The sequence below is a fragment of the Gilliamella sp. B14384G10 genome (assembly GCF_016101685.1).
In the GTDB taxonomy this organism is placed as follows: domain Bacteria; phylum Pseudomonadota; class Gammaproteobacteria; order Enterobacterales; family Orbaceae; genus Gilliamella; species Gilliamella apis_A.
In genome coordinates this window covers 129,076-155,452 of sequence record NZ_JACFQA010000003.1, presented here as the reverse complement: position 1 = coordinate 155,452, position 26,377 = coordinate 129,076, and the positions used below count along the sequence as shown (strand labels likewise).

The 26,377-nt window shown below is 34.8% G+C and carries 19 protein-coding genes, 1 tRNA gene and 1 other RNA gene; 12 read left to right on the top strand and 9 right to left on the bottom strand.

Annotated features, from left to right (window positions below; genetic code table 11):
* Positions 1–133: 133 nt before the first annotated feature.
* Entirely contained in the window at positions 134–2,419 is a 2,286-nt protein-coding gene (nrdA, locus tag H3T54_RS09030; protein WP_086362928.1) for a class 1a ribonucleoside-diphosphate reductase subunit alpha, read from the top strand.
* Between the two features lie 126 nt (positions 2,420–2,545).
* The gene (gene nrdB, locus H3T54_RS09025) at positions 2,546–3,676 is read left to right on the top strand and encodes a class Ia ribonucleoside-diphosphate reductase subunit beta (RefSeq protein WP_065577674.1); all 1,131 of its coding nucleotides are present in this window, start codon (positions 2,546–2,548) and stop codon (positions 3,674–3,676) included.
* Positions 3,677–4,066: 390 nt separating this feature from the next.
* Here the strand turns inward: nrdB and H3T54_RS09020 are convergent, their stop codons facing one another.
* Positions 4,067–4,933 carry an aspartyl protease family protein gene (locus H3T54_RS09020; protein ID WP_198222169.1) on the bottom strand — a complete coding sequence of 289 codons (867 nt, stop codon included), beginning with the start codon at positions 4,931–4,933 and terminating at the stop codon, positions 4,067–4,069.
* A gap of 127 nt (positions 4,934–5,060) precedes the next feature.
* On the opposite strand from H3T54_RS09020, the gene H3T54_RS09015 reads away from it, so the two are divergent.
* From H3T54_RS09015 to H3T54_RS09005, 3 genes are all read left to right on the top strand, one after another.
* A complete protein-coding gene (locus tag H3T54_RS09015; RefSeq protein ID WP_198222167.1) occupies positions 5,061–5,225 on the top strand; it encodes a hypothetical protein in 165 nt (54 codons plus the stop codon).
* A gap of 242 nt (positions 5,226–5,467) precedes the next feature.
* Entirely contained in the window at positions 5,468–8,122 is a 2,655-nt protein-coding gene (gene glnD / locus H3T54_RS09010) for a bifunctional uridylyltransferase/uridylyl-removing protein GlnD (RefSeq protein ID WP_198222165.1), read from the top strand.
* 27 nt (positions 8,123–8,149) lie between these two features.
* The gene (locus H3T54_RS09005; protein ID WP_086362308.1) at positions 8,150–9,073 is read left to right on the top strand and encodes an AEC family transporter; all 924 of its coding nucleotides are present in this window, start codon (positions 8,150–8,152) and stop codon (positions 9,071–9,073) included.
* Positions 9,074–9,152: 79 nt separating this feature from the next.
* On the opposite strand, the gene H3T54_RS09000 is transcribed toward H3T54_RS09005, so the two are convergent.
* A complete protein-coding gene (locus H3T54_RS09000) occupies positions 9,153–9,821 on the bottom strand; it encodes an HD domain-containing protein (RefSeq protein WP_198222163.1) in 669 nt (222 codons plus the stop codon).
* Positions 9,822–10,163: 342 nt separating this feature from the next.
* On the opposite strand from H3T54_RS09000, the gene mprF reads away from it, so the two are divergent.
* Positions 10,164–12,767 carry a bifunctional lysylphosphatidylglycerol flippase/synthetase MprF gene (gene mprF / locus H3T54_RS08995; RefSeq protein ID WP_198222161.1) on the top strand — a complete coding sequence of 868 codons (2,604 nt, stop codon included), beginning with the start codon at positions 10,164–10,166 and terminating at the stop codon, positions 12,765–12,767.
* Between the two features lie 4 nt (positions 12,768–12,771).
* Positions 12,772–14,052 carry a virulence factor family protein gene (locus H3T54_RS08990; protein WP_198222159.1) on the top strand — a complete coding sequence of 427 codons (1,281 nt, stop codon included), beginning with the start codon at positions 12,772–12,774 and terminating at the stop codon, positions 14,050–14,052.
* A 58-nt stretch (positions 14,053–14,110) separates the two neighbouring features.
* Here H3T54_RS08990 and H3T54_RS08985 read toward each other — a convergent pair whose 3' ends face one another.
* Positions 14,111–15,007: a DMT family transporter gene (locus H3T54_RS08985; RefSeq protein ID WP_198222157.1), complete on the bottom strand. Its 897-nt coding sequence runs from the start codon at positions 15,005–15,007 to the stop codon at positions 14,111–14,113.
* A gap of 569 nt (positions 15,008–15,576) precedes the next feature.
* On the opposite strand from H3T54_RS08985, the gene H3T54_RS08980 reads away from it, so the two are divergent.
* The 4 genes from H3T54_RS08980 (at position 15,577) to H3T54_RS08965 (ending at position 19,219) form a co-directional block, all read left to right on the top strand.
* A complete protein-coding gene (locus tag H3T54_RS08980) occupies positions 15,577–16,557 on the top strand; it encodes a D-glycerate dehydrogenase (RefSeq protein ID WP_198222155.1) in 981 nt (326 codons plus the stop codon).
* A gap of 64 nt (positions 16,558–16,621) precedes the next feature.
* Positions 16,622–16,986: a transfer-messenger RNA gene (ssrA, locus tag H3T54_RS08975) on the top strand.
* A gap of 424 nt (positions 16,987–17,410) precedes the next feature.
* The gene (locus H3T54_RS08970) at positions 17,411–17,881 is read left to right on the top strand and encodes a pyridoxamine 5'-phosphate oxidase family protein (RefSeq protein WP_198222153.1); all 471 of its coding nucleotides are present in this window, start codon (positions 17,411–17,413) and stop codon (positions 17,879–17,881) included.
* A 393-nt stretch (positions 17,882–18,274) separates the two neighbouring features.
* Positions 18,275–19,219, top strand: coding sequence for a COG2958 family protein (locus tag H3T54_RS08965; protein WP_110448494.1), 945 nt, complete (start codon positions 18,275–18,277; stop codon positions 19,217–19,219).
* A 140-nt stretch (positions 19,220–19,359) separates the two neighbouring features.
* Here H3T54_RS08965 and H3T54_RS08960 read toward each other — a convergent pair whose 3' ends face one another.
* Both H3T54_RS08960 and H3T54_RS08955 read right to left on the bottom strand, forming a co-directional pair.
* Positions 19,360–20,097, bottom strand: a complete 738-nt coding sequence (locus H3T54_RS08960) for a carbonic anhydrase (RefSeq protein WP_198222151.1) — start codon at positions 20,095–20,097, stop codon at positions 19,360–19,362.
* 228 nt (positions 20,098–20,325) lie between these two features.
* Positions 20,326–20,401 (bottom strand) — tRNA-Asn (locus H3T54_RS08955).
* A gap of 148 nt (positions 20,402–20,549) precedes the next feature.
* Between H3T54_RS08955 and H3T54_RS08950 the strand changes: the two genes are divergently transcribed.
* Positions 20,550–21,122: a TIGR00730 family Rossman fold protein gene (locus H3T54_RS08950; RefSeq protein WP_198222149.1), complete on the top strand. Its 573-nt coding sequence runs from the start codon at positions 20,550–20,552 to the stop codon at positions 21,120–21,122.
* A gap of 58 nt (positions 21,123–21,180) precedes the next feature.
* Here the strand turns inward: H3T54_RS08950 and fruA are convergent, their stop codons facing one another.
* The 4 genes from fruA to cra form a co-directional block, all read right to left on the bottom strand.
* Positions 21,181–22,881: a PTS fructose transporter subunit IIBC gene (gene fruA / locus H3T54_RS08945; protein WP_198222147.1), complete on the bottom strand. Its 1,701-nt coding sequence runs from the start codon at positions 22,879–22,881 to the stop codon at positions 21,181–21,183.
* An 8-nt stretch (positions 22,882–22,889) separates the two neighbouring features.
* Positions 22,890–23,825, bottom strand: a complete 936-nt coding sequence (fruK, locus tag H3T54_RS08940) for a 1-phosphofructokinase (protein WP_198222145.1) — start codon at positions 23,823–23,825, stop codon at positions 22,890–22,892.
* 2 nt (positions 23,826–23,827) lie between these two features.
* A complete protein-coding gene (gene fruB / locus H3T54_RS08935) occupies positions 23,828–25,030 on the bottom strand; it encodes a fused PTS fructose transporter subunit IIA/HPr protein (RefSeq protein ID WP_198222143.1) in 1,203 nt (400 codons plus the stop codon).
* Positions 25,031–25,231: 201 nt separating this feature from the next.
* A complete protein-coding gene (gene cra / locus H3T54_RS08930) occupies positions 25,232–26,260 on the bottom strand; it encodes a catabolite repressor/activator (RefSeq protein ID WP_198222141.1) in 1,029 nt (342 codons plus the stop codon).
* Between the last annotated feature and the right edge of the window lie 117 nt (positions 26,261–26,377).

Genomic DNA, 26,377 nt, shown 5'->3' with positions numbered 1-26,377 from the left:
TTACCGATCACTGTTTATTAAGCATACTACATATAGTAATAAAATGATTAATAGGTACTATATATTGTATATTTTGACAATTATCAATTATCATACGCTCCATTAAAACATAAAAATGGATGATAAATGAATAATGAACAAATCAATGCTAGTAACTAAACGTGATGGAAAAAAAGAACCTATCGATCTTGATAAAATCCACAAAGTAATCACTTGGGCAGCGGAAGGATTAGATAATGTATCTGTTTCTCAAGTTGAATTACGTTCACATATTCAATTTTATGATGGTATTCGTACTTCGGACATTCATGAAACTATTATCCGTGCAGCAGCTGATCTTATCTCTCAAGATGCGCCTGATTATCAATATTTAGCAGCCCGTTTAGCTATCTTTCATTTACGTAAAAAAGCCTACAATCAATTTACACCTCCGTCACTTTATGAACATGTAAAAAAACTTGTTGCCAGCGAACGCTATGACAAACACCTTCTTGAAGATTATACTCAAGAAGAATTTGAACAAATGGATAAAATGATCGACCACTGGCGCGATATGAATTTTTCCTATGCAGCCGTCAAACAACTTGAAGGTAAATATTTGGTTCAAAATCGCGTAACCGGTGAAATTTATGAAAGTGCTCAATTCTTATATATCTTAGTTGCCGCGTGTTTATTTGCTAACTATCCAAAAGAGAGTCGTTTAGATTATATCAAACGTTTCTATGATGCCGTTTCGACATTTAAAATTTCATTGCCGACACCAATAATGGCTGGGGTTCGTACACCAACTCGCCAGTTTAGCTCGTGTGTATTAATTGAATGTGATGACAGCTTAGATTCTATCAATGCCACAGCTGGTGCGATTGTAAAATATGTTTCACAACGAGCTGGAATTGGCGTTAATGCGGGTCGTATACGAGCATTAGGTAGCTCAATTCGTGGTGGTGAAGCCTTCCATACTGGTTGTATCCCATTTTATAAATATTTCCAAACTGCAGTTAAATCATGTTCACAAGGTGGTGTTCGTGGTGGCGCAGCTACAGTATTTTATCCACTCTGGCATTTAGAAGTTGAAAGTTTATTAGTACTACGTAATAACCGTGGTGTTGAAGAAAACCGAGTACGACATTTAGATTATGGTGTACAAATCAATAAATTAATGTACCAACGTCTAATTAAAAATGAAAACATCTCTTTATTCAGTCCATCTGATGTGCCGGGTCTTTACGATGCTTTCTTTGCCGACCAAAACAAATTTGAAGCACTTTATCATCAATATGAACAAGATGTTAATATTCGTAAACGCGTAGTTAAAGCTGTTGAATTGTTTTCATTATTAATGCAAGAACGAGCATCAACTGGCCGAATTTATATTCAAAATGTTGATCATTGTAATACTCATAGTCCATTTAATGCTCAACTAGCGCCAGTACATCAATCCAATTTATGTATGGAAATTGCCCTACCAACTAAACCACTTAATAATGTTAATGATGATAAAGGTGAAATTGCACTTTGTACGTTATCTGCTTTTAATTTAGGTAAAATTGAATCTCTTGACGATTTTGAAGAGCTAGCTGATTTAACCGTTCGTGCCTTAGACGCTTTGCTTGATTATCAAGATTATCCGGTTCCGGCAGCTAAAACGTCATCAATAAACCGCCGCACATTAGGTATTGGTGTAATTAATTATGCCTATTATTTAGCTAAACATGGAGTTAAATATTCTGATGGTAGTGCCAATAACTTAACCCATCGCACATTTGAAGCAATGCAATATTATTTATTAAAAGCATCAAATAATTTAGCTAAAGAAAAAGGTGCCTGCCCACTATTTAGTGAAACAACCTATGCTCAAGGTATCTTACCTATCGATACTTATAAACAAGATATCGATACACTTACTAAAGAACCATTACATTATGATTGGGAATCTTTACGTCAATCAATCAAAACTTATGGTTTACGTAATTCTACTTTATCAGCATTGATGCCATCTGAAACTTCCTCACAAATATCAAATGCCACTAATGGTATTGAGCCACCACGAGGATATGTCAGCATAAAGGCGTCAAAAGATGGTATTTTAAAACAAGTGGTACCTGAATATAAAAAATTAAAAGATTTATATGAGTTACTTTGGCAAATCCCAAATAATACAGGTTATTTGCATCTAGTCGGTATTATGCAGAAGTTTATTGATCAATCAATTTCAGCCAATACTAATTATGATCCAACTAAATTCCCTAATGATAAAGTACCAATGAAACAGCTATTAGCTGATTTATTAACAGCTTATAAATATGGTGTAAAAACCCTTTATTATCATAATACTCGAGATGGTGCTGAAGATATTCAAGGTGATATTGAAGTCCCATCAAGTGATGATGGTTGTGAAGGCGGAGCATGCAAAATTTAATTGTTCTGCTTAGCCCTAAAAATAAAAGTAGCGGATAACAACTGAGTTATCCCTACTATTCCGACTTTTTACTTATCTGCACAGTAAAAAGCTTAACAAATTTCTGTTAGGAGTTCGATTATGAGCATGAATTACAGCACCTTCTCACACGTCCATAATGATCAACTTAAAGAGCCAATGTTTCTTGGTCAACCGGTAAATGTTGCTCGTTACGATCAACAAAAATATGAAATGTTTGAAAAGTTAATTGAAAAACAACTTTCTTTCTTTTGGCGTCCTGAAGAGGTCGACGTATCGCAAGATCGTATTGACTATGCAGCGCTCCCAGAACATGAAAAACATATATTTATTAGTAATTTAAAATATCAAACTCTGCTCGATTCCATTCAAGGTCGAAGTCCAAATGTGGCCTTATTACCATTAATTTCTATTCCTGAACTTGAAACATGGGTAGAAACTTGGTCATTTTCAGAAACGATTCATTCACGCTCATACACCCACATTATTCGTAATATCGTTAATGATCCTTCGGTTGTATTTGACGATATTGTGACTAATAAAGAAATTCAAAAACGGGCTGGTGATATTGCTGGTTACTACGATGAATTAATTAGTTATGCTAGTTATTATAATTTGTTGGGTGAAGGTAAACACACTGTCAATAATCGAACTATCACTATTGATCTACGAGAGTTAAAAAGACGACTTTACTTATGCCTAATGAGCGTTAATGCGCTTGAAGCGATTCGTTTTTATGTGAGTTTTGCTTGCTCATTTGCCTTTGCAGAACGTGAATTAATGGAAGGTAATGCCAAAATAATCAAACTGATTGCTCGTGATGAAGCATTACATCTAACCGGCACACAGTTCATGATTAATACCCTAAGAAGCGGTGAAGATGATCCAGAAATGGCCGAAATCGCTAAAGAGTGTGAACAAGATTGTTACGACCTCTTCTTACAAGCTGCTAATCAAGAAAAAGAATGGGCTGAATATCTATTTGAAGGTGGTTCAATGATTGGTTTAAACAAAGATATTCTATGCCAATACGTTGAGTATATTACCAATATTCGTATGCAAGCAGTCGGCCTCAAATTACCATTTGAAGTAAAATCGAATCCAATTCCATGGATCAATAACTGGCTTGTTTCTGATAACGTACAGGTTGCGCCACAAGAAGCAGAAATGAGCTCATATTTAGTTGGACAAATCGATTCAGAAATTAGTGAAGATGATTTAAGTGATTTTACCTTGTAATTATTAATCGCAAAAACCCCTTTCCTCAAATTTTTTATTAAAGGAACCTTGTCGGTTCCTTTGATATTATTAATCCATTATGCATAGCAATTATTGCTTCTGCATTAAACTATCAAGCATAATTTAACAAGATTTAAAGCCAATGACGTCAATTCTTCTGCCATGATTTTAAGCCACTTTGATAGTAAACACGCGCGTCAAAGCATGTCGTCAATGTATCATTTGGTAGCCAAACTATTACAACACTTGTTACTCAAGATGATATTATTGCTTGAACTGAACATGTGATTTAATTGAAAAATAACTCATAAAACCTCCTAAAGCAAAGACCTACTAATGTAGGTCTTTTTTGTAATGATTTTATTAGTTCTACTAAGTAATAAGTTAAAATCATTTTTTCGCAACCGGTTGGATCCACATTTGCTTATTTTTAAAATCAATTTTAACTCTGTTTTTACTTAAAAAGTCAGCGCCTAATAATCCGTCAGATTGAAATTCATTAGGAAATGAATCAATTATTATTGGCAGAACGCTATCATTCGCGACATTATTTACATCAAGTGATATAGATTTAAAATTATCTTCAGGATCGCTTATTTTAATTGATTCCGATGACAGGGATTGTTCTTTGATGAGTGATACTGTCGCCCCTGTATCTAAAACCATTTTATAATTCTTTATACCATCGGACAGATTAACAACCAAACCTTCACCATTTAAATCGAAGGGGATAGCAACCCAGTTTGGATTTAAGTCGGTTGAAGTATCATCGGATATTGTTAAATTACTTTCAGGATAATTGATAGTTAATACATAATTATCAAACAATTTAAGGCCAATAACAGCTTTAAATGCATTGCTATCCTCACTATTATCATTATCCATCGGATCACTCGAAATAAATAATCCCCAATCCTTATATTCAACCACTTGCACCTTGTTAAAGGTAAAAGAATTTAATTCTAACTTGTTGACAATAAATGATTTAAGTTCTGTGACACCCCCAGAAAGATCAATCGATCTGATTTTTTCAGAGTTTTCCGTTTTATTAGGAATCTTATTAATTAAATCCATGGGTAGATGTAAAGCTATTTTCGAACCCGTATCCAATGTCATGGCAATTTTTTCACCTTGAAAATCCATCATGATTAAAGGTAAATTATATTTGTCATCAAAATTTAGATCCCAAGTGACTTCAGCACTTTGTGCAAAGTGACTGATAAACAACATAATTAAAAATAGTATTTTTTTATTCACTTAACTTACCTCATTGTATTCCCATTCCTAATGTCTCTTTTCAATTGGAAATTACTAAAAATGTTTATCATTTATCCTTTGTTTTTTTAGCCATTTTAATCGTTTATAATTGATATACAACAATATAATGTCTATATCGTGTTTTTTTCGTACTACTGATTATGGAATGTTCTTTACTGCCCGATCACCCAATACTTGGATGTTATTATTGCCAGAACTGAAAATGTTATTTAAACGCCAAATAATCGACCTTTATCTACTAACTAAACCACTCAGTAAGTTAATTGAATAAAAAATCAAACTTAACCGATTTAATACTCTTATTTACCCGCAATAAATCATATTTGATGGTATAGACTCCTCAATTATTTTTACAAAAAATATTCACTCATCAATTTTAAAATTACTAATGGATTGAATAAAACGTTATTGCTTAATGTTATTGTATAAAAACTGTTGTCATTCCAACTTGACACTGCTTTAAAATCGGTGGACGATATAACAATTCCATTTTGCTAATTTGATATGATGACTATGACTGATGCGCATTTGTTTTATTCTATCTCTCCGCTGGATTTTAGTGATGAGCAAATAACTGTCCCCTATCTAAAACAGCAACTAAATGCGTTTCAACAATGGTCAGTGACTCAGTTTAAAAATAACGCCGATATTGATGACTTAGTTCATCTGCGCAGTCAGTTTATTGATCAGCTACTTCAACGATTATGGCATTATTATCAAATTCCCGAACAAGTTTCATCGCTGTTTAAACAAAATCGCATTGCTCTGATTGCAGTTGGTGGTTATGGTCGAACCGAACTTCATCCATTATCCGATATTGATATTTTGATACTAAGTGATAACTCACTAACCAAAGAACTGGAAAAACAAATTGGTGATTTAGTCCGTCTACTTTGGGATCTGCATTTTGATATTGGCCACAGCGTTAGAACGTTAAAAACCTGCTTGCAAGAAGCTAAAAATGATATCACTATCATGACAAACTTAATTGAATCAAGATTAATTGCCGGAAGTGAGTCATTACTTAATAAGCTCCGTAGTGAAATTTTTAGCGATAAAATCTGGCCTTCTCCAGCTTTTTATCAAGCCAAAATGCACGAACAACAAGAAAGACACCAACAATATCACAGCACTACCTATAATTTAGAGCCTGATCTAAAAAATAGTCCGGGTGGTTTACGTGATATGCAAATCATCCAATGGGTTGCAATTCGACATTTTGGCGAAGAGTTTTTGCAAAAAATTGCCCAGTTTGACTATTTAACGCCAGAAGAAGTGGCCGAATTTAAGACTTGCCGCAAATTTTTATGGCGCATGCGCTTTGCGCTTCACTGCGTGATCAACCGCTATGACAATCGTTTGTTATTCGATCGTCAACTAAGTATCGCTAAAATGTTAGGCTATAGTGGTGAAGGCAATACACCGGTTGAAAATATGATGCATGATTATTATCGTGTTGCACATAATATTACCGAACTCAACCAAATGCTTTTACAACTATTTGATGAGTCATTATTAAAACGTTATTCATCACAAAAGACCTATGATATTGATCAACATTTTCAAGTCAGAGGCAACCTAATTGATGTTAAACATAACAGCGTGTTTACTGATAATCCGCTGATGATCCTTAATCTGTTTTATACAATTTTGCTTAACCCGCAAGTTACAGGATTATGTTCAAATACGATTAGGCAACTTCGTTCTGCAAGGCGAAAACTCAATTATTTACTTAGTGAAACGCCAGAAGCAAGAACATTGTTTATGAAAATCATCAAACATCCAGATGCAATTAAAAAAGCCATTTTGCCAATGCATCAATATGGTATTTTGGCGGTGTATATACCTGGTTGGCAACAAATCTCAGGCATGATGCAATTTGATCTGTTTCATGCTTATACGGTCGACGAACATACTATCCGCTTATTGCTAGAACTCGATCGTTTAAAAACCGAAGTGGGTAAAGAAAAACATCCTAATAGTTCAACAGTATTTGCCAAACTATCTAAACCTGAATTACTGGTAATAACGGGATTATTCCATGATATTGGCAAAGGTCGACATGGTGATCACTCGGAAATAGGCGCTAAATTAGTCGAATCTTTTTGTCAATTACATGAACTCGATGCGAAAGATACCGATTTGATTGTTTGGTTAGTTCGTTATCATTTATTGATGTCGGTAACTGCGCAAAGTCGAGATCTCCAAGATCCCGATGTTATTCGCGAATTTATTCAATTAGTAAAAAGCAAACGCCGTTTACATTATTTACTCTGTTTAACGGTTGCCGATGTTTGTGCCACTAATGAAACCTTATGGAATAGTTGGAAGCAGAGCTTAATGCGTGAGCTCTACTTAACCGCTAAACGATCATTTGATTCGGGCATTCATCAAATACCAGAACAACGAAGTGTTGCTCGTCAACATAAACAACAAGCACTAACTGAATTGCTGGCACAAAATTACGACGAGCAAATGATAAAAAACCTTTGGCAAGATTATCGTGTCGATTACTTTTTGCGCTATAGCGCTGAACAGATCGTTTGGCACGCTCAACTATTATTAAATCATGATTTGAATCAAACATTAGTTTCGATTAATCCCAATCCATATCATGGTGGCAGCGAAATCATCATCTACTCATCTGATAGACCTTTTTTATTTGCCGCAGCATGTAATGCGTTAAGTATGTTAAATTTGAGTATTCATGATGCATTGATTATTACTAATAAAAATGGATTTGCATTAGATACCTTTATTGTGCTTGAACCTAATGGGCAAATTGTGCCAGAAAATCGACATCAAGATATTATCCAAGCGCTACATAAAGTACTACATCAATCAGTCTACAAAGGCGTGACAATAAAACCGGCTAAACAGCGACTACGTTCGTTTTCTGTACCAACACAAGTCAACTTTATTTCGTCATTTAACGAAAACCAAACTTATATGGAACTCATTGCGCTTGATAAACCGGGTTTACTTGCTTGTGTTGGTGAAGTGTTTGCAAAATTAGACTTATCGCTAAGCAGTGCTAAAATAGCCACAATTGGCGAACATATTGAAGATCTGTTTATTCTAACCGATAAACACAATAAAGCCCTTGATGATAACACCTGTCAAAAACTAACCGAATCGATAGTTGAAACTATTGATTCAATAAATTAATTAACCAAAAAGTTTAAAGTTAAAATTATGCAATTTTTCCTTATTTTGTTTCCTATTTTTTGTATTTTTATTGTTGGATTTATTGGTCAAAAGATTCTTAATTTTGATGTTGCTAATCTCTCAAAAATGTCGCTATATGTGTTATCACCCTTTTTGGCATTTAAAACATTTTATACACATACCTTAACCAGCGATTATTTAATCTATATTGCTTATCTCATTGGACTCTGTTTTTCCTTGGTTCTTATTGTCAGCATCTGGTCAATGATAATGAAGTATTCGGTCAAACAACGCTGTGCAATGATTTTGAGTTCGTGTTTTATGAACAATGGTAATTATGGTACACCAGTACTACTGGTTTTTTTTGGCACGATCGGTTTTGATCTAGGTGTCATAATGATGGTGTTACAACAATTTGTTATGAGCACTGTTGGCATCTATTATGCAGCCAAGGGCAGCACACATAGTGATATTGTCAGTCAAAAGGATGTCATTAACAAAGTAATTAGGATGCCGGTTGCTTATGGTGCCTTTGCGGGTATTCTTTTTCAACTGTGTCAAATACCATTATCAAAATCGATTATGACTTCGATTAGTATGATCGGTGATTCTTCCATTGTGATAATTATGATTATTTTGGGCATGCAATTGGCCAAAATCAAAATTAAACAACTTGATTATCCAAAACTTTCTTTTGCTTTAGTAACGAGGATGGTGATATCACCGCTGGTCGCTTTTGCGATGGTCTATTTTATGCCTATTACCCCAATGGCAAAACAAATCCTTATTGTTCTAGCGGCAATGCCAAGTGCTGCCAATACCACATTAATGTCAGTTCAATTTGATACTAACCCAGCACTGGTATCAAGTGCTACTTTAGTCAGTACTTTATTGAGTTTAATTACATTACCAATCGTACTCTCTTTAGTTGGTGCACCAATTCCTTTTTAAATAGAAGCGATGCCTTAAAGAGTTTGAAAATCAGCTAGCTAAATCCTGATTAATCGTCAGGATTTAGTTTTGATAAAATTTAATCGTTACTCAGCCACTCTTGCTCAAATTGATTAACAAATTCAACTAAAATTTTATAGCGTCGCTCGGCGATCTGTTTAGCTATGTCAGTATTCATCATATCTTTGAGTAAAAATAACTTTTCATAAAAGTGATTGATTACTGTATTGGGCTGTTTGTAATTGTCTTCATTAAGTTTCGTTCGTGGTGGAATGTTTGGATCGTGCATAATATTATGTTTATTACCACCATAATAAAAAGTACGGCCAATACCTATTGCGCCAATAGCATCAAGACGGTCAGCATCTTGAACTATTTGTCCTTCCAACGATAACTCGGTTTTTTGCGAAAGATTTTTCCGATAAGACATATTTTCGATAATAGCAAAAATAGCGTTAATCTCGTTAGTGGTTATCTTTAATAATTGCAGATAATCACGCAATTCAATTATTGCTTTATCAACATCCTCAACCACTTTCTCATCAATGACATCATGCAAGTAAGCACTCATCAATACAATAAATGCATCTGCTTGTGGCTGATCATTAAGGATTTTTTCGGCTAATTTTACAACTCGTTCAATATGCGCCATATCATGACCCGAAAAATCATGCGAAAGCTTTTGTTGAACAAATAGTTTAATCGAATTAAGAATTAGTTGTTGTTGGGCAGTTATTCGGTTGGTCATTTTATTAGCTTAATTAAAAATAGTAATGATAGATTATATTTGATCGAGATATTATGTATATTACCGCAGTTAAAATCTAATCGCTATTGATGGTTTTAGTTAATACTTTATCAATCAGTCATTTATTCTTGCATAAAACCAAAAAAATCAATTTAAAATGAGTTAAAAATTATATTTAATATCATTATTGATGATTATTTAGACTGATTTACCAAAAAATTCCTTGCATTTAATGTTTTTTTTATATTTTTTTTAATTTCTTTCGATTGTTTTCACTAATTACGAAAGGTAGAATGCTCCAATCACAATTTATTATCAATGCAAATAACTGGAGTTGATTAAGTGAAAATATCAGCACGCAAAGTTTTGCCTTGGCAACTTATAGAATGTTTCACTCGATATCGTCAATTTATCGCTCTACTATTTGGACTCACTATTTTTTGTATCGCACTGGTTGTGTGTTGGCATTTATTACAATCAATTAACCTTATCGATTTACAATCAGCTCTGCATAAACTGCCTTACCATGCAATTTTACTGGCATGTTTATCGGCGATAGCGAGTTATATTATGTTGATGGGTTATGAATGGTCAGCTGCACGATATGCAGGCGTTGATTTAAAGCCATCGACAATAGCTACTGGTGCAATTTGTGCCTCCGCCATTGGTAATGCAGTCGGGGTATCCGCCCTATCCGGCGGTGCAATTCGTTGTCGGCTCTATTTTAAATATGGATTAACCACCATAGATGTTGCTCGCATGTCGATTTTTGTTAGCCTTTCGTTAGGCCTTACATTACCCTTAATTGCCACAATTGCTGCATTAATACATATACAAAATACCATGCTAGCGCTACATATCTCGGTAATCACTATTGAATTAATCGCTAGTGCAGTATTGATCATTTATGCTGGTGTATTGTTATTTTTACATGCGCACCGATTAGCAGAAAAACCCAATAAAGATACTTGGCTATATCAAATTTTCCATTGGCAGATCCGTTTACCTAACTGGCAATTAGCCGGTGGACAATTTTTAATTACCTTAATCGATGCCATTTTAGCCGGTGCTATTCTCTATTTTTTACTCCCGAATCAACCAAACTTTATTACCTTTATTATGATTTATATCTTGGCATTAGTTGCTGGGGTACTTAGTCATGTTCCTGGTGGAGTTGGCATATTTGAAGCTGTTATATTAGCGGCATTTTCATCAGAAATTGATACTGCATCATTAACGGTTGCTTTGGTCATTTACCGTCTAATTTATATCATATTACCATTGATTCCTGCAGGAATTTTACTGCTAATTAACGAAGGAAAACACTTGTTAACCGCGCCTCAAGTTAAGGAAACCGATACCGGTATTGCGGCAACGATTATGGCCACCACGGTAATTTTTGCCGGAGCAGTAATGATGTTTTCAAGTGTTACACCTGGCTTTAATCATGATTTTGTCAGCACTTTTTTTCCGAAAAAAATTGTCAATTTTGCTCATTTAACCGCAAGTTTAATCGGAGTTTTATGCCTACTAATGGCGGTAGGATTACGTCGCAGACTTTATTCGGCATGGGGAGTATCGGTTATATTGTTGATATTAGGCAGTATCTGCTCATTGCTAAGAGGTTTACACTGGATCGAAGCAGTGACATTATTAATAATAGCCATACTATTAATCAATTTTAGGCATGCTTTTTATCGTAAAAGCCGATTAAGTATTTTACCTTTTTCATTAAAATTCTTTGCTATCAGTTTTGGTTTAATTGCCTTATTTGTTTGGCTAATCTTATTTATTTATCAAGATATTCCTTATAGCCATGATTTATGGTGGCAATTTGAGTTAGATAGCCGAGTTCCCCGAGCATTACGTGCAGCATTAGGTAGTTTTATCTTATTGAGTGGCGTAATGTTATTTTGGTCATTTAAACCGACATTACCTATCTTAACGATTCCGACTGAAGAGGAGTTAAGTGAAGCCTATCAAATCATGCTCAACTCAAAACAACCTGAAGGCGGATTAGCGATGAGTGGTGATAAGTCATTGCTCTTCAATCAATCACATACTGCGTTCATTATGTATGCAAGGCGAGGAAGAAGCATGGTTGCGCTATATGATCCTATTGGCAATGATAGCGCTGCTCGGGCTGATTTAATCTGGGCATTTAGAGATCTTTGTGATCAACACCATTTACGTCCGGTTTTCTACCAAGTTAAAGCAAACAATTTACCATTTTATATGGATATTGGTCTTCGAATTGTCAAACTTGGTGAAGAAGCCTTAGTTAATTTAAAAGAGTTTAATTTAACCTCTAAGGGATATAAAGATCTTCGATATACTTGGAACCGTGGGCAACGCGATGGGCTTAGTTTAAGATTTTATCCACCGGGTACTGCACCAATTGATGAATTGAAAGCCGTCTCCGATTCATGGTTAAAAAATAAACATACCAAAGAGAAAAAATTCTCATTAGGGGCTTTTTCTAAATCCTATTTAGATAATTTCACGGTTGCCGCAATTGAATATCAAGGGCAAATTATTGCTTTTGTGAATTTATTAGAAACCAAACAAAACTATAGTGCTAGTATTGATCTAATGCGAGTTTCACAAGATATTCCAAAATCGACCATGGAGTTTTTAATGGTTGGTTTAATTTTACATTATCAAGAAAAAGGTTATCACTATTTTAGTTTGGGAATGGTACCACTTGCCGGCATGCAAAGAAGACGTGGTGCACCAATGATCCAACGCTTAGGTGCATTAGTCTTTCGCCGAGGTGGCCGATTTTATAACTTCCAAGGCCTACGTCGGTTTAAAGAAAAATTTGCAACGCATTGGCAACCCCGTTATATGGCGGTTCCTGCCGGACTCGACCCCTTAGTTGCTTTAATTGATACTACCATGTTAATTTCAGGTGGCAAAACAACATTAACTAACCAGAAGAACTAATCAAATGAAAAAAATCATACTTTATGTTTTATTATTCATTATTTTAGTATTCATTACATTTTGTATTGCTAAAGGTTGGTACAGTTATAAAAACCAACGAACTGCTTCGGTTAATACTTTTACAATTAATCAAAACTTTACTATCTTATCTGCTAGCCCTAGACAGTCAGCAGAAGCTTCAGCAATAATTGTTGCGACACAAGATAATCACTTTACCGCTAATCAATTATTAACCTTATCTGAATCAATGGGTGCTAAATTGGTGCAATTTGAATTACAACCACAAGGAAGTTGTGCCGAACAACAAACACGCTTTGAACAAGCGAAGAAGATCTTAAATGAGGATAAATTTACTGTTGCCGGCATGCAAGAAGGTGCAGCTTTCGCTTATCGTTGGTTAAGCAAACAACAAGATGATGATGCTAAAGCTTTATCCATTGAGTTTACTTTAGATCATAAAGATTGCGACGCACCTTTACCTGCACAGGCCAGCCATGGAACATGGCAGGTTATTTGGAACAATCCACCTGATGAACAAGTGGCTATTTTTCCTCGCCAACAAAAACAGATTAAAGTAACCACGTCAATTGGTGAGTATCAAGCGTCACCAAGCGAACTGTTAAGTTTACATTTATCCTCGATTTTATTTGGTAAACATGAACCATTACCTGTCATTGAATTACCAGCTAAAGCTAATCCACAACATCCGAATAGTGCTACCTTTTATTATTCAGGTGATGGTGGTTGGCGAGATTTAGATAAAGTTTCAGCAGAATATATGGCTTCACATGGTTATTCGGTGGTTGGGGTCGATGCGTTAAAACTTTTTTGGCAACATCGCTCGGTTGAACGTAGTGCTAAAGATCTGACCTATTTAATGCAAGAATACCGTGATAAATGGGGTGTGAATAAATTTGTACTAGCGGGTTATTCTTTTGGTGGTGACATTTTACCAGCACTATATAATCGCTTATCCAAAGCAGATCAACAAAGCGTTCAAGCATTGATCATGATTGCTTTTTCTAAAGATGCTAATTTTGAAATAGAAGTCAGTGGTTGGCTGGGGCAATCTGGCGATGAAATGAAAACAGCACCTGAGGTTGCGCAGATTCCGGAAAAGAAATTATTCTGTATCTATGGCGCAGAAGAGAAAGATGATAGCGGTTGCCTACAACCGGAGATGAAAGGCGAAGCATTTCAACTACCGGGTGGCCATCATTTTGATGAAAATTATCAGCACTTAGGGCAAATTATTATGCAAGCTATCGACAAACGTATGCAATAAATGTTGCGATTTAAGTATTATTTTTAAATAAAAGCATTAATAAAAAATTATAAAAATATTAATGCTTTTTAAGTTTGATTTTACCTTCTGATAAGAATACGCCACCAAGTGTAAATAAGGTACCTATTGCCGCAATCCATGTAAAAGGTTCATCTAAAATTAATACTGCATTAATAATTGTCAAAATTGGTACTAAATAGATATAGATGCTAATTTTGACCGCACCCACTAATTTTACCGCATAGTTCCAAGAGGCAAAGCAGATAGCTGAAGCACCGACGCCTAAAAATAAGATATTCATTAAGTTTATTGGTTGCTCAAATCGAGAAAAATTCCATTCAAAATTAAACAAATACAGTGCGGGTAACATAAACATTAGACCGTAAAAAAAGAATCTTCGCGTCAATAAAATAATATTGTAACCATAGCTACTACTTTTTTTAGTTAAAATTGAATAACACGCCCAAAATAGGCAAGCAAACACCGCCAGTAAATCACCAAGCGGATTAACCGATAATACAAACTGACCATTGAAGCTAATTAAGGCTATACCTATCATGCCGAATAGACAGCCGATATAAAATACTTTCGCTGGTTTTTCAGCCTTAAGGAAGAAAATGGCCAATATAGCAGTAAAGACTGGAGCTAGTGTGGTGATCACACCAACATTTGATGCGGTAGTATAGGTTAAAGCAATATTTTCACAAAGAAAATAACAAGTGACACCACAAAATCCAGCGCCAAGGAACATCAACTCTTGTTTAATCCCTTTCCAAGTGAAAAAGCGAGGTGCTAACAACCAAAGCGTGATATAGCCTAAGGTAAATCGGAAAAAGAGAATTTCAATCGGTTTAAAATCTGTCAGTAAAACTTTGGTGGCAATATAAGTGATTCCCCAAATAAACACTGTCATCAGTGCGATTAGGTGGCCTTTTGTCCTTGATGAAAATAACATAGAAATTCTCTCTGCTCACTTATTAGTATTTAAGTACCATCCATTACCTTATTATTTAGTTACCAGACTAAATATACCAAATAAATTGAGAATAGATAAAAGGCTTGATAATAATAAAAATAACACTATTTATTAGAATAATGAAAATCGCTAGATATTAACTTGCTGTTAATAATTGTTCAATATATTTTCATATATCGATTATTTATGTAAATTATATGATTCTATAGCAGGACTAGTTAGCACTAATAAAAATTGTAGGCAAAAAAAATCCACTCAAAAATGAGTGGAGGGCAAAAAAATGAATTAACGTAATCTGAATATATAGACAGACTAAATCACAAAAAGTTCCAACTAATTTCAAAAAAATTTAATATTTTTCTAAAAAACATTCTATTATATTGATTTATATAAATAATTATTTTAAAAAATATTTAAAAAAATATAAATATTTCTCATTTTTCAGCACATAAAAACTAATTTGCTTAAAACTTAATTTCATTGCAAATTTAAATAATCTAACGCTATACTGCGGTAAAAATAGTCTATATAGCTATATAGGAGTATTTATGAAAAAGAATGTTGTTTTATTTAGTAAAATTCCAGCTGATCAGCAAGAAAGACTAGCGCAAGCTTTCAATCTAACACTATTTCAAGGTGATCCCAAAACCGATATTAGTGAATTTATCCAAATATTAGCCAATGCTGAGGGTATGATTGGATCTAATATTCCAACTCGGATTGATGATAGTTTTTTGCAACAAACCCCTAAATTAAAAGCGGCGGCGACAATTTCAGTCGGTTTTGATAATTATGATTTGCTTGCTTTGAAAAAACATGGCGTCCGATTAATGAATACTCCGAAAGTTCTCACTGAAAGTACCGCTGATCTCATTTTTACCCTACTCATGGCTACCGCTCGCCGAACCGTTGAATTATCTAATCTTATTCATAATGGTGGTTGGAATAAAAGCATCACACCTGAATACTTTGGTACAGATATTTATGGTAAAACCATTGGTATTTTAGGCATGGGCCGTATTGGTCAAGCCATAGCTAAACGAGCACATTGTGGTTTTGATATGAACATCCTATATTATAATCGTTCAGCCAATGCCCATGTTGAACAAGCCTATCATGCTAAACGTCTTGAACTAGATGATGTCCTTAAACAAGCTGACTTTGTTGTTATCATTTTACCGCTAACCGATCAAACAAAACGACTTATTACTAAACAAAAATTAGCGTTAATGAAATCATCAGCTATCCTTATCAATGGCGCTCGAGGTGCAATAATTGATGAACAAGCGCTCTATGAAGCATTAAAAAATAAAACCATTAAGGCTGCTGGCTTAGACGTTTTTGAAGTTGAACCATTAGCCAAAGATTCGCCATTATTAAAACTTGATAATGTTTTATTATCACCACACGTAGGTTCAGCAACCACTGAAACTCGATATGCCATGGCCAAATGTGCTGTTGATAATATTATTGCCGCATTAAAACCAGAACAACCAACTGAAAATTGGGTAAATCCTGAAGTCGGATAACTTGTATTACTGCTTGAATTCACCTATAATGCCCCAATATTTTCCAAAAATACCAACCACAATTGGGGCTGATTCTGGATTCGACGGGATTTGCGAAACCCAAGGTGCATGCCGAGGTGCGGTAGGCCTCGTAAATAAACCGCAAAAAAATAGTCGCAAACGACGAAAACTACGCACTAGCAGCTTAATAACCTGTATAGAGCCTTCTCTCCCTAGCCTCCGCTCGTAGGACGGGGATCAAGAGGAGTCAAACCTAAACGAGATCGTGTGGAAGCCTTGCTTGGGGCGGAAGCATTAAATTTAATCAAGCTAGTTTATCAGTGGCGTGTTTGTCCGCAGCGGGTAAGCGAAATTCAAAGACAAACTACGCATGTAGTACCAAGGATGTAGAGATTTCGGACGCGGGTTCAACTCCCGCCAGCTCCACCAACAAAAACCATATAAAATCAAATAATTAAAAATTAACGCGCTGTTTCTATATATAAATCGACTACACACGAACTATATTAACGCCCAGAAATGCACATAATTTATGCATGCCGTTATTTTCATTCGAACTAACCCACTGAATTTCATGCCAATAATTTACTATTTAATGACTTCCTTTTAAATCCTTTAAAACATATCAAACCAAAAGATAACATTAACCTGTATTTGGAAATATATATCCCAAAGTGCAAAATAAATTGCGCCTATAGTAATATTACTTACCATCTAATCTAAGTTTTAAGGCTGTTGCAAATTTTGCAGAAATTCCAATTTAGGTTTAATATCAGTTTGGTATTAATAATAAAAACATATCAATCTATTATTACTTAAATCTAAGTTATCTATAATATAAAAAAGGATATTTATGAGACGCAAAGATAGAGAAATAACTAATCTTGATGAAGTGATCGATATTTTAGAGCATACTGATGTTATTCGTTTAGCCATGAATAATGGTGATTTTCCGTATATTGTTCCTGTCAATTTTGGTTATGAATTAACATCTAACAATCAACTTATTTTTTATATTCATGGCGCAAAAGTTGGTACTAAAGTTGAACTACTCAGACAAAATCCTTTACTTAGCTTTGAGCTAGATACAGGGCACCAGTTAATTACTAATGAAAAAGCCTGCAAATATTCCTTTGATTATGCCAGTGTTATTGGCAATGGATGTGCAACCTTTATTGAAGAACCCACCGCAAAAATAGCGACGTTACAAGTAATGATGAATAAATTTGCTCCTAATAAAACATTCTCTTTTACCGAAAGTGATGTTAGACCAATTAGCGTCATAAAAATTGAAGTACAAGCTTATACAGCTAAAAAACATTAAATTATAAAAGTTAATCAATGCTGGTAAAAAAACTCTAAAATAAGTGAGTATCAAAAATACCCAATTTTAAGGGTCACTTTTCGTTTTAGGTATACGATTTAGTTTATTGAAATAAAAAAACCTTTATTGACAAGCATTTTCATGAAAAGGTTAAGATTCCGCCAGTATACAAATTCACTACTCAGTAACACTCTTTTAATACGCTAAAACACATAAAAAAACAGTACATTATCCATTAATATCTATTTTTTTATTCATTTTTATATATAACTATCAATAATGATTATACGATTTCTTATAACTATTAAAGTTAACATTGAATTGACAGCACTAGCTAATTAAATTATATATTACGTGTATATTAATCATTATTACAAAGAGTTATTAAACATTATGTCATTAAATCTCAGGAAGACAATATTTAATCTACTTAAACAGCAACCGCAAAAACAGTTTACCGCTAGACAATTGGCTCAGTTGATATTTATACATAATCCGCAAGCCTGTGCTGAAAAAAAACAAGCTAGTGAGCGTTTAATGACTGATGATGATGTTATTGCCCAAATTGCAGCTGAAATTGGTGCCCAGCGACCACTTTTACAAAAAAAACATCCAGAAATAAAAACCACAGAGGGTCGTCCTAAAAAGTATTACTTTTCGCAAAAATCTGATGAAGCAGAAGTACTAGACGCCGAGTATTTATCTACAAAGAAACTGCCCACACAAGCCCAAACAGAGAAGAATGGTCATAGTGAACACTCTCTCTATCCATTATTAAGTAAATATCTTTATGATGAACTTAATGTGTACTCTAAACGTATTGATGAAAAAACATCATCAAATAGAATGGGTAAAAATGGCAATATATGGCTACATCCTGATATTGTTGGCTTAGAAGATCTCAGCTCCGATTGGGATAGCTTAGTCAAAGATTGCGTTAAACTCTATGCCGATCAACAAAGTAAACTATGGTCATTTGAAGTTAAAATATTACTTAATATGTCAAATGTTAGAGAATCATTTTTTCAAGCTGTATCTAATTCTTCATGGGCTAATTTTGGTTATTTGGTGGCTTCACAAATTACTGGTAGTGATACATTAAAAGAACTCAGAGTATTGTGCGCAGCACACGGTATTGGCGTTATTAAATTAGATGTAGATAATCCATCAGAAAGTCAAATTCTAATTCCTGCTCAAGAAAAAACTATTATTGATTGGGACTCTTGCAGTCGTCTTGCTAGAGAAAATAAAGATTTTAATAATTATATTAAGTTAGTTAAGCAGTTTTATCAAACTGGTGAAATAAAAGTTTTTGATTGGGATTATACTAATACTTAAATAAAAAAATCACTAAAAAGAGACACTAAAAAGTTATCCTCATTGTGATTAGCTATCGTTAATTGATATTTTTTTAATCAATATAACAATCGAAATTGGCTTTATAATAAATATTAATAAAGCCAATCAAAACTCATTTATTAATCAACAATAACTCTTCCGTTTAATGGCTGTACTGGGCGGTTGTTGTTGTGATGCATAATTGAGTGGAATTTTTCAATTTGTTGTTCTGAGGCTGTCACAGGTTGTTCTAACACAATCCATCTTACACCTTCAGTACACGGTGGTGTTGTTAATGATCCACTAAAGCGATAATAATCGAGTGTTTTAGGAAATAATGTATTGATATCAACAGTTTTGTCTAAAATTGCTTTGTTATCCACTTCTTCAGGCATTTGCTGCCAAGCTTTTGCAATTTCAGAATTCGCTTCACCATTATTAAACATTAATGCAACGACAGTAAGCGCACCAGCTTTATTTTTGTAAACAAAGTGGGCTTCCATTGGATAACTTTTATCTTTAATAGTATTTTCACTTGGACTATGAAAATGGAATTGTTGTAACGTAAAGGTTTGCTCATCTAATATTAACTGATTATCCCCAGTAACATTAACCTGAATAGTGTGTCCGTTATTAATAATTTCCTGTTTACTAGGTTTAAATGAGAACTTTAAGTTTTCATGCTCTGTTTTTAATACATGATCAATATTGATCGGTGACTGATTTTTACCATTCTCACAGGTAGAATACTCTGGTGATAATTTACCCCAGTTTTCTGGTTTTTCTTGACCTTCATATCCCCAATGAGATGAATGTCCTGAAGCGGCACAAGATAAGCTAGTTGCCATTAATACTGCAATTACTACGTTATGTTTCATGTTGATTTCACACTTTGGTATTAATTGGAGGGAGGCTGAATTATACCCTGCAAGAATAAGGCTTTCCAGCTAAAACACGCCTTATAAAAAATAATTATATATCGCTGTTCAAACATGGTTAAACGGCGAATTAATAATGTTTATGCAGATAAAAGTGATCTTGAAGTATCTATTGAATGGTAGATATAAAAAAACCTGCTATATAAGCAGGTTCTTAAAAACTGAAATTGGCTCCTCCAACAGGACTTGAACCTGTGACATACGGATTAACAGTCCGCCGTTCTACCGACTGAACTATGGAGGAACACTTAACGGACAAGATATTAACCATCTATGACGATTCTGTCAATCTCTAAAACACTAATTAGGTTTAACTGCTCAGCTTGTAAGCAAATCGAGGGAAAACTATGCTAAAATAGCGAGAAATTAGCATAACCAATAGAGTAAAATTGATGAAAAAAAATATTTGTGTGTTTTGTGGCGCAAGTGAAGGTAATCGTCCAGAATATCGTATGGCAGCAGAGCAATTAGGTATGACCATTGCCAAACATAATAGACGATTAATCTATGGTGGAGGCAATAAAGGACTAATGGGTGTTATTGCTAATGCCGTTCTCGCTTATGGTGGTGAAGTTATTGGCATTATTCCTGAGCGGTTAGTTAAAGCTGAAACTGCACACCATGGTATTACGCGTTTGGAAGTTGTTGAAAATATGCATCAACGCAAAGCAAGATTAACTGAGCTAGCTGATGGTTTTATTGCTATGCCTGGAGGCACAGGAACATTAGAAGAGCTGTTTGAGGTATGGACTGGCATGCAAATTGGTTATCATGAAAAACCAGTTGCCTTATTAAATAGCCAATTTTGGCAACCTATGCTCAATTTTTTAGAACACGCAGTACAAGAAGGCTTTATACGAGACAGTTTTTATCGGACATTGATCGTAGCAGATGTTGCTGATGAAATGTTAGAAAAGATGGATAATTTTATCCCAAAAGATTTACAGCGTTGGGTAAAAAAATAGATTAAGACAAGAATAAAAAAACGCCATCATCTGATGGCGTTTTTAGTTGCATAATGTATTATGCGCTAACTAATTCAGAAGTCTGTGCTTCAGGTTTTTTAATCAATGCGTAAGCAACACCAGCAATAACCGAACCAACAACAATTGATAGTAAATAACCACCAACTGGTTTAACTACGCCAGGGATTGCTAAAGCAAATAGACCGCCATGTGGTGTCATAAGCTCAGAACCAAATGCTAATGATAAACCACCCGTGATTGCCCCACCAATAATACAGCAAGGAATAACACGTAATGGATCACGAGCAGCGAAAGGAATTGCCCCTTCAGAAATGAAACATAAGCCTAATACTAATGAAGCTTTGCCACTTTCTTGTTCTGCTTTAGCAAATTTTTTGCGAGCGATTAAAGTTGCTAATCCCATTGCTAAAGGTGGAACCATACCACCAGCCATAACCGCTGCCATTGGTGCATATACTTGAGCCGAAATTAAGCCTGTACCAAATGCATAAGCAACTTTGTTGATTGGTCCGCCCATATCAGTACACATCATACCACCTAAAAGTGCACCTAACAGAACAGCGTTTGCTGTTCCCATCGATTTCAACCATTCAGTTAAAGCTTCCATTAGCCATGCTATCGGCGTACCAACAATAAACTGCATAACTAAGCCAGTCGCTAATGTAGCAAGTAATGGCACAATAAGAATTGGTTTTAATGCTTCAAGTGTTTTTGGTAATGGTAAATATTTAGTGATTAACATTGCTAAGTAACCGGCAAAGTAACCAATAATAATACCACCTAAGAAACCTGCACCAGTTGAAACGGCAAGTAAACCACCAACAAGCCCTGGAGCTAAACCTGGTCTATCGGCAATTGAGTAAGAAATATAACCAGCAAGTAAAGGTACCATGAGCGAGAATGCAAGCCCACCTATTTGTGCTAAATGAGATTCACCTACCAGTTTTTGTACGCCATCAACCATTTCAAATGAACCAAAAGCAAACGATAAAGCAATGATTAATCCACCTGCAACCACCATTGGTAACATGTAAGATACACCAGTTAATAGATGCTTATAGACACCTTTCTTTTCGTTACTTGATTTTGTTGTTGAAGCAGAACTAGTTGGTTGATAGATTGTAGCTTCGTTAAAAGCTCTGTCTAATTCTTGTGCAGTTTTTTTAAGGGCTGGACCGGTTTTAGTTCGGTACATTTTTTTACCTGCAAACTTACTTAAATCAACATCAATATCACATGCTACAATCACTACATCAGCTGCAGCGATTTCTTCTGGTGTTAATTCATTACCAACACCAACCGAACCACGAGTTTCAACTTTACACCACCAGCCACGTTTTTTCGCTTCTTCTTCAATCGCTTCAGCAGCCATAAATGTATGAGCAACACCAGTTGGACAAGCGGTTACCGCAACAATACGTTTTTGTCCGTTATTTGCTGCTGATACAGATGCAGAACTAGCAGATTGTTCATAAACAGTTGCTTTAAGTTTTGCATTATTTAAGATTTTTTTAGGATCAGCAAAAATTTCATTGAGATCACTTACCACATAAACTCTTTTGCCAATCACTGATTTATCGCTGATATTTCCATCACCAACCGAAATAATCGTATCGGCTGATGTCGCATTATCAACAACTTTGAAATTTAATGAATTAGCGGCTAACGCTAATTCCGCTTTAGCTAAACGGCCATTAACTGGGCCTGAATTACTTCCTTCAACAATATATATATTCATGTATACTCCTATCCCGCAATTATTTCAATTTTTTCCGACATGTTGGTAACCGCTTGACGGTCTGATACCCCAACACCGGCTTGTTCAACTGATAAAGCGGCAACACTTGATGCAAATACTAAGGTGTCTTTAATTGATTGGTTAGTTAATAAACCATACATTAAACCACCGACCATTGAATCACCAGCACCAACCGTGCTAACCACCTTACATTTAGGCGGTTTGGCTAACCATGCTTCATGTTTAGTAACCCATAAAGCACCTTTACTTCCTAGTGAAATTACTACGTTTTCTACGCCACCATCGATAAGCTCCATAGCAGCAGTTTTGATTTCTGATAATGTAGTTAGTTTTCTACCAACCCACATTTCGAGTTCTTTATCATTCGGTTTAATTAACCATGGATTAGCTTTAAGCCCAGCATCTAAAGCATCACGACTACTGTCAAACACAACTTTAGGACAAATTGCTTTTACTTGCTTCATCCACTCAGTGAATTTTTCAAGAAATACACCTGCAGGTAAACTGCCACTAATGGCAACCATATCAATCTCTTTCAACCATTCCAACGAAGAAGTGACAAATGTTTGCCAATCTTGCTCGCTAATAGTAAAACCAGAAAAATTAAGATCAGTAACTTCACTGTTTTCTTCGGTTAATTTAACATTAATACGAGTACGGCCTTCGACGGTTTGGAATTTATCAGTAACATTTAATGATTCAAATAGTAAATTAAAACCATCACGATTCTCTTTACCTAAAAAACCACCAACGGTTAATTTAATACCTAAGTCAGATAAAACTTTAGCAACATTGATACCTTTGCCTGCTGGCAGTAAAGCATTAGTTTGCACTAAATTAACATCACCTAACTCAACCTTAGGACAAAAACCTAAGAGATCATAAGCAGGATTTAAAGTAATAGTAGCAACACGATAAGTCATGATTAAACACCCTCACCTAAGCCACTTTCAATAGCTTTACCTATTGCATCTAATACTTGCTCTGCATCATCACCTACAGCAGTAAAGCGTAATCGACTACCTTTTTTAGCACCTAATGCCACAATTTTCATTAAACTGGTAGCACTTACAGGTTCATTTTTACCATCGATATTGGCAACGGTAACTTTGCTATTAAATTCTTTTACTAATTTAACTAGCACCGATGAAGGGCGAGTATGCAATCCATTTTCATTAGGAATGACAAATTCTCTGCTTAGCTCACCATTAGATCCAACACTTTCTGACGAAGCACTTGATGTTGTAGATTGAGTTTCTGCTCGTTGAGATAAAACTGACTGCGAACCTGATAATAAAATATTGCTGAAATCATCGCTATTTGCAGCGATTAGTAAGTTTAATTTTTGATTGTAAGCTAAGGTAGCAATGTTATTTACAATAGCTGTAACATTATCATCAACCGCTGAAATAGTGATTAGAAGTTTAACTGGCTTACCGTCTTGATTTAGCTCACTTACTGTACGACTAATCGCAATTGCATTTTTTAAATTACCTTCACGGCTGTCATTTAACCATACGCCGTCACCCAAATAATTCGGTGTATTATCAAGGACGTTAGTAATAAAGCTAGCATTAACAGCATTTTGTTGTTTTAATCGTGATGCATTTAAAGCTTGTAAAGTAGCCAAACTGTCAGCTTGAATATTTAATAATAATGTAGATTCATTAATAACAAATTGACTATCTTCTAAACTCTCTTTACCAGTTAAAATAGCGAGAGCTTCATCGGCTGATTGAATATTCTTGATTCTTTCTTCAACACCATCAGCACCAAGTACGTGAGTTAATTGACGAAGTAATTCTAAGTGTTCATCAGAACTTGCCGCAATACCGATGGCAAGATAGGCTTTTTCACCATCATCTCCCCATTCTACACCTTCAGGGAAACAGAAAACTTGAACACCCGTTTTTTTAACTAAGTGACGAGTTTTAGGCGTACCATGAGGTATAGCAATACCAATACCTAAATAAGTTGCCGCCTGACCTTCACGCTCAAGCATACCATCAACATATCCTTCACCGACAAAGCCGGCACTAGTTAATGCAGCTGCAATTTTCTTAATTGCTTCCGTTTTATTGGTTGCTTGTTCATTTAAATGAATATCTTCTTTAACTAAATGAAACATAAAATAAATACCTCTGGGTTATAATGTTGGGTCAACTAAAAACAACTCAGCAATCCCACAATAGTTCGTTATTGAATCATATTGAATCGTTTCAGCAATAATGAATATAAACTGGCTAATTATCAAATAAATTATATCTATTAATTCCTAAAGTGTGATCTAGATCGTTTTTTTGAGGAAAATAATTGTCGATATGACGACTTAAATTGACTTTTTAGCAATACTTTTTCGACTCAGGCTACCTCGATAAATTAAGCGTCGAGGAATAACTGTAGTTCCTGGCTGATAGTTTTTATTATGTAAACTATCAAATAATAGTTTAATGGTTACTTCTGATATCGCTTTATGATCTTGTGATAACGCAATCATTTTGCAAGGTAAAAAATTAAGTAACTCATTATCACCAAAAGTGGCTATAGTTAGATTTTCTGGCAGATGATCAAACTTTTTCAAAATTGCATCAATTGTGCCTTGTAACAAAGAAAAAGAAGTAGAAAAAATACCATCTGGTAAATCATTATATTCTAACCATTGACTAAAGGTAGCCTCAGCGTCGCGACGACTATAATTATTTGCACATAAAAAATCAACTTTATTGCTACTATTTAATGCAATTTCCTTAAAGCCTTCCATACGTTGCTGGCTAACGGATAGATTGGGTAAGGCACCAATATAAACTACTGTGCCATTGACTAACTGACCAAATGCTTCAGCTAGCATTTTTGAATCTTCTTTATCCGCACCAACAACATTCCTAAACTCTGATACAGATAATGTTCTATCTAATGCGAACAGAGGGATATCACTATTTCGCCAACCATCATAAAATGCATAATCTGATTCAGCAACAAATGACGAAGAGATCACCAACGCATCCACTCGTCGCTGTTTTAAATGCCGAACACACTCTTTTTCAATTTTCGGATCATCTTCAGAACAAGAGAGGAGTAATTGATAACCTTCTTTTTTTACTAATTGCTCTAAATAACTAGCAATTCGGGTATAACTGATATTTTCGAAATCAGGAATAATGATACCAATAGTGCGAGTTTTACCCGCTCTTAATCCGGCAGCTACAGCGTTGGGTTGATAATTGTATTCATTTACCACCGCCATCACTTTTGCAATGGTTTTATCACTAACCCGATATTGTTTGGCTTTACCATTAACCACATAACTCGCTGTGGTTCTCGATACGCCAGCTAACAGTGCAATCTGCTCTAATTTCATGACTAAATCTCAAAAAAAACTACTTATTATTTAACAAGAACATAAATTAAATGTAAACAAAAGTTATACTCTTTATAAATAAGTTATAATAATTAAACGCTAGAAATAAAAAAAGAA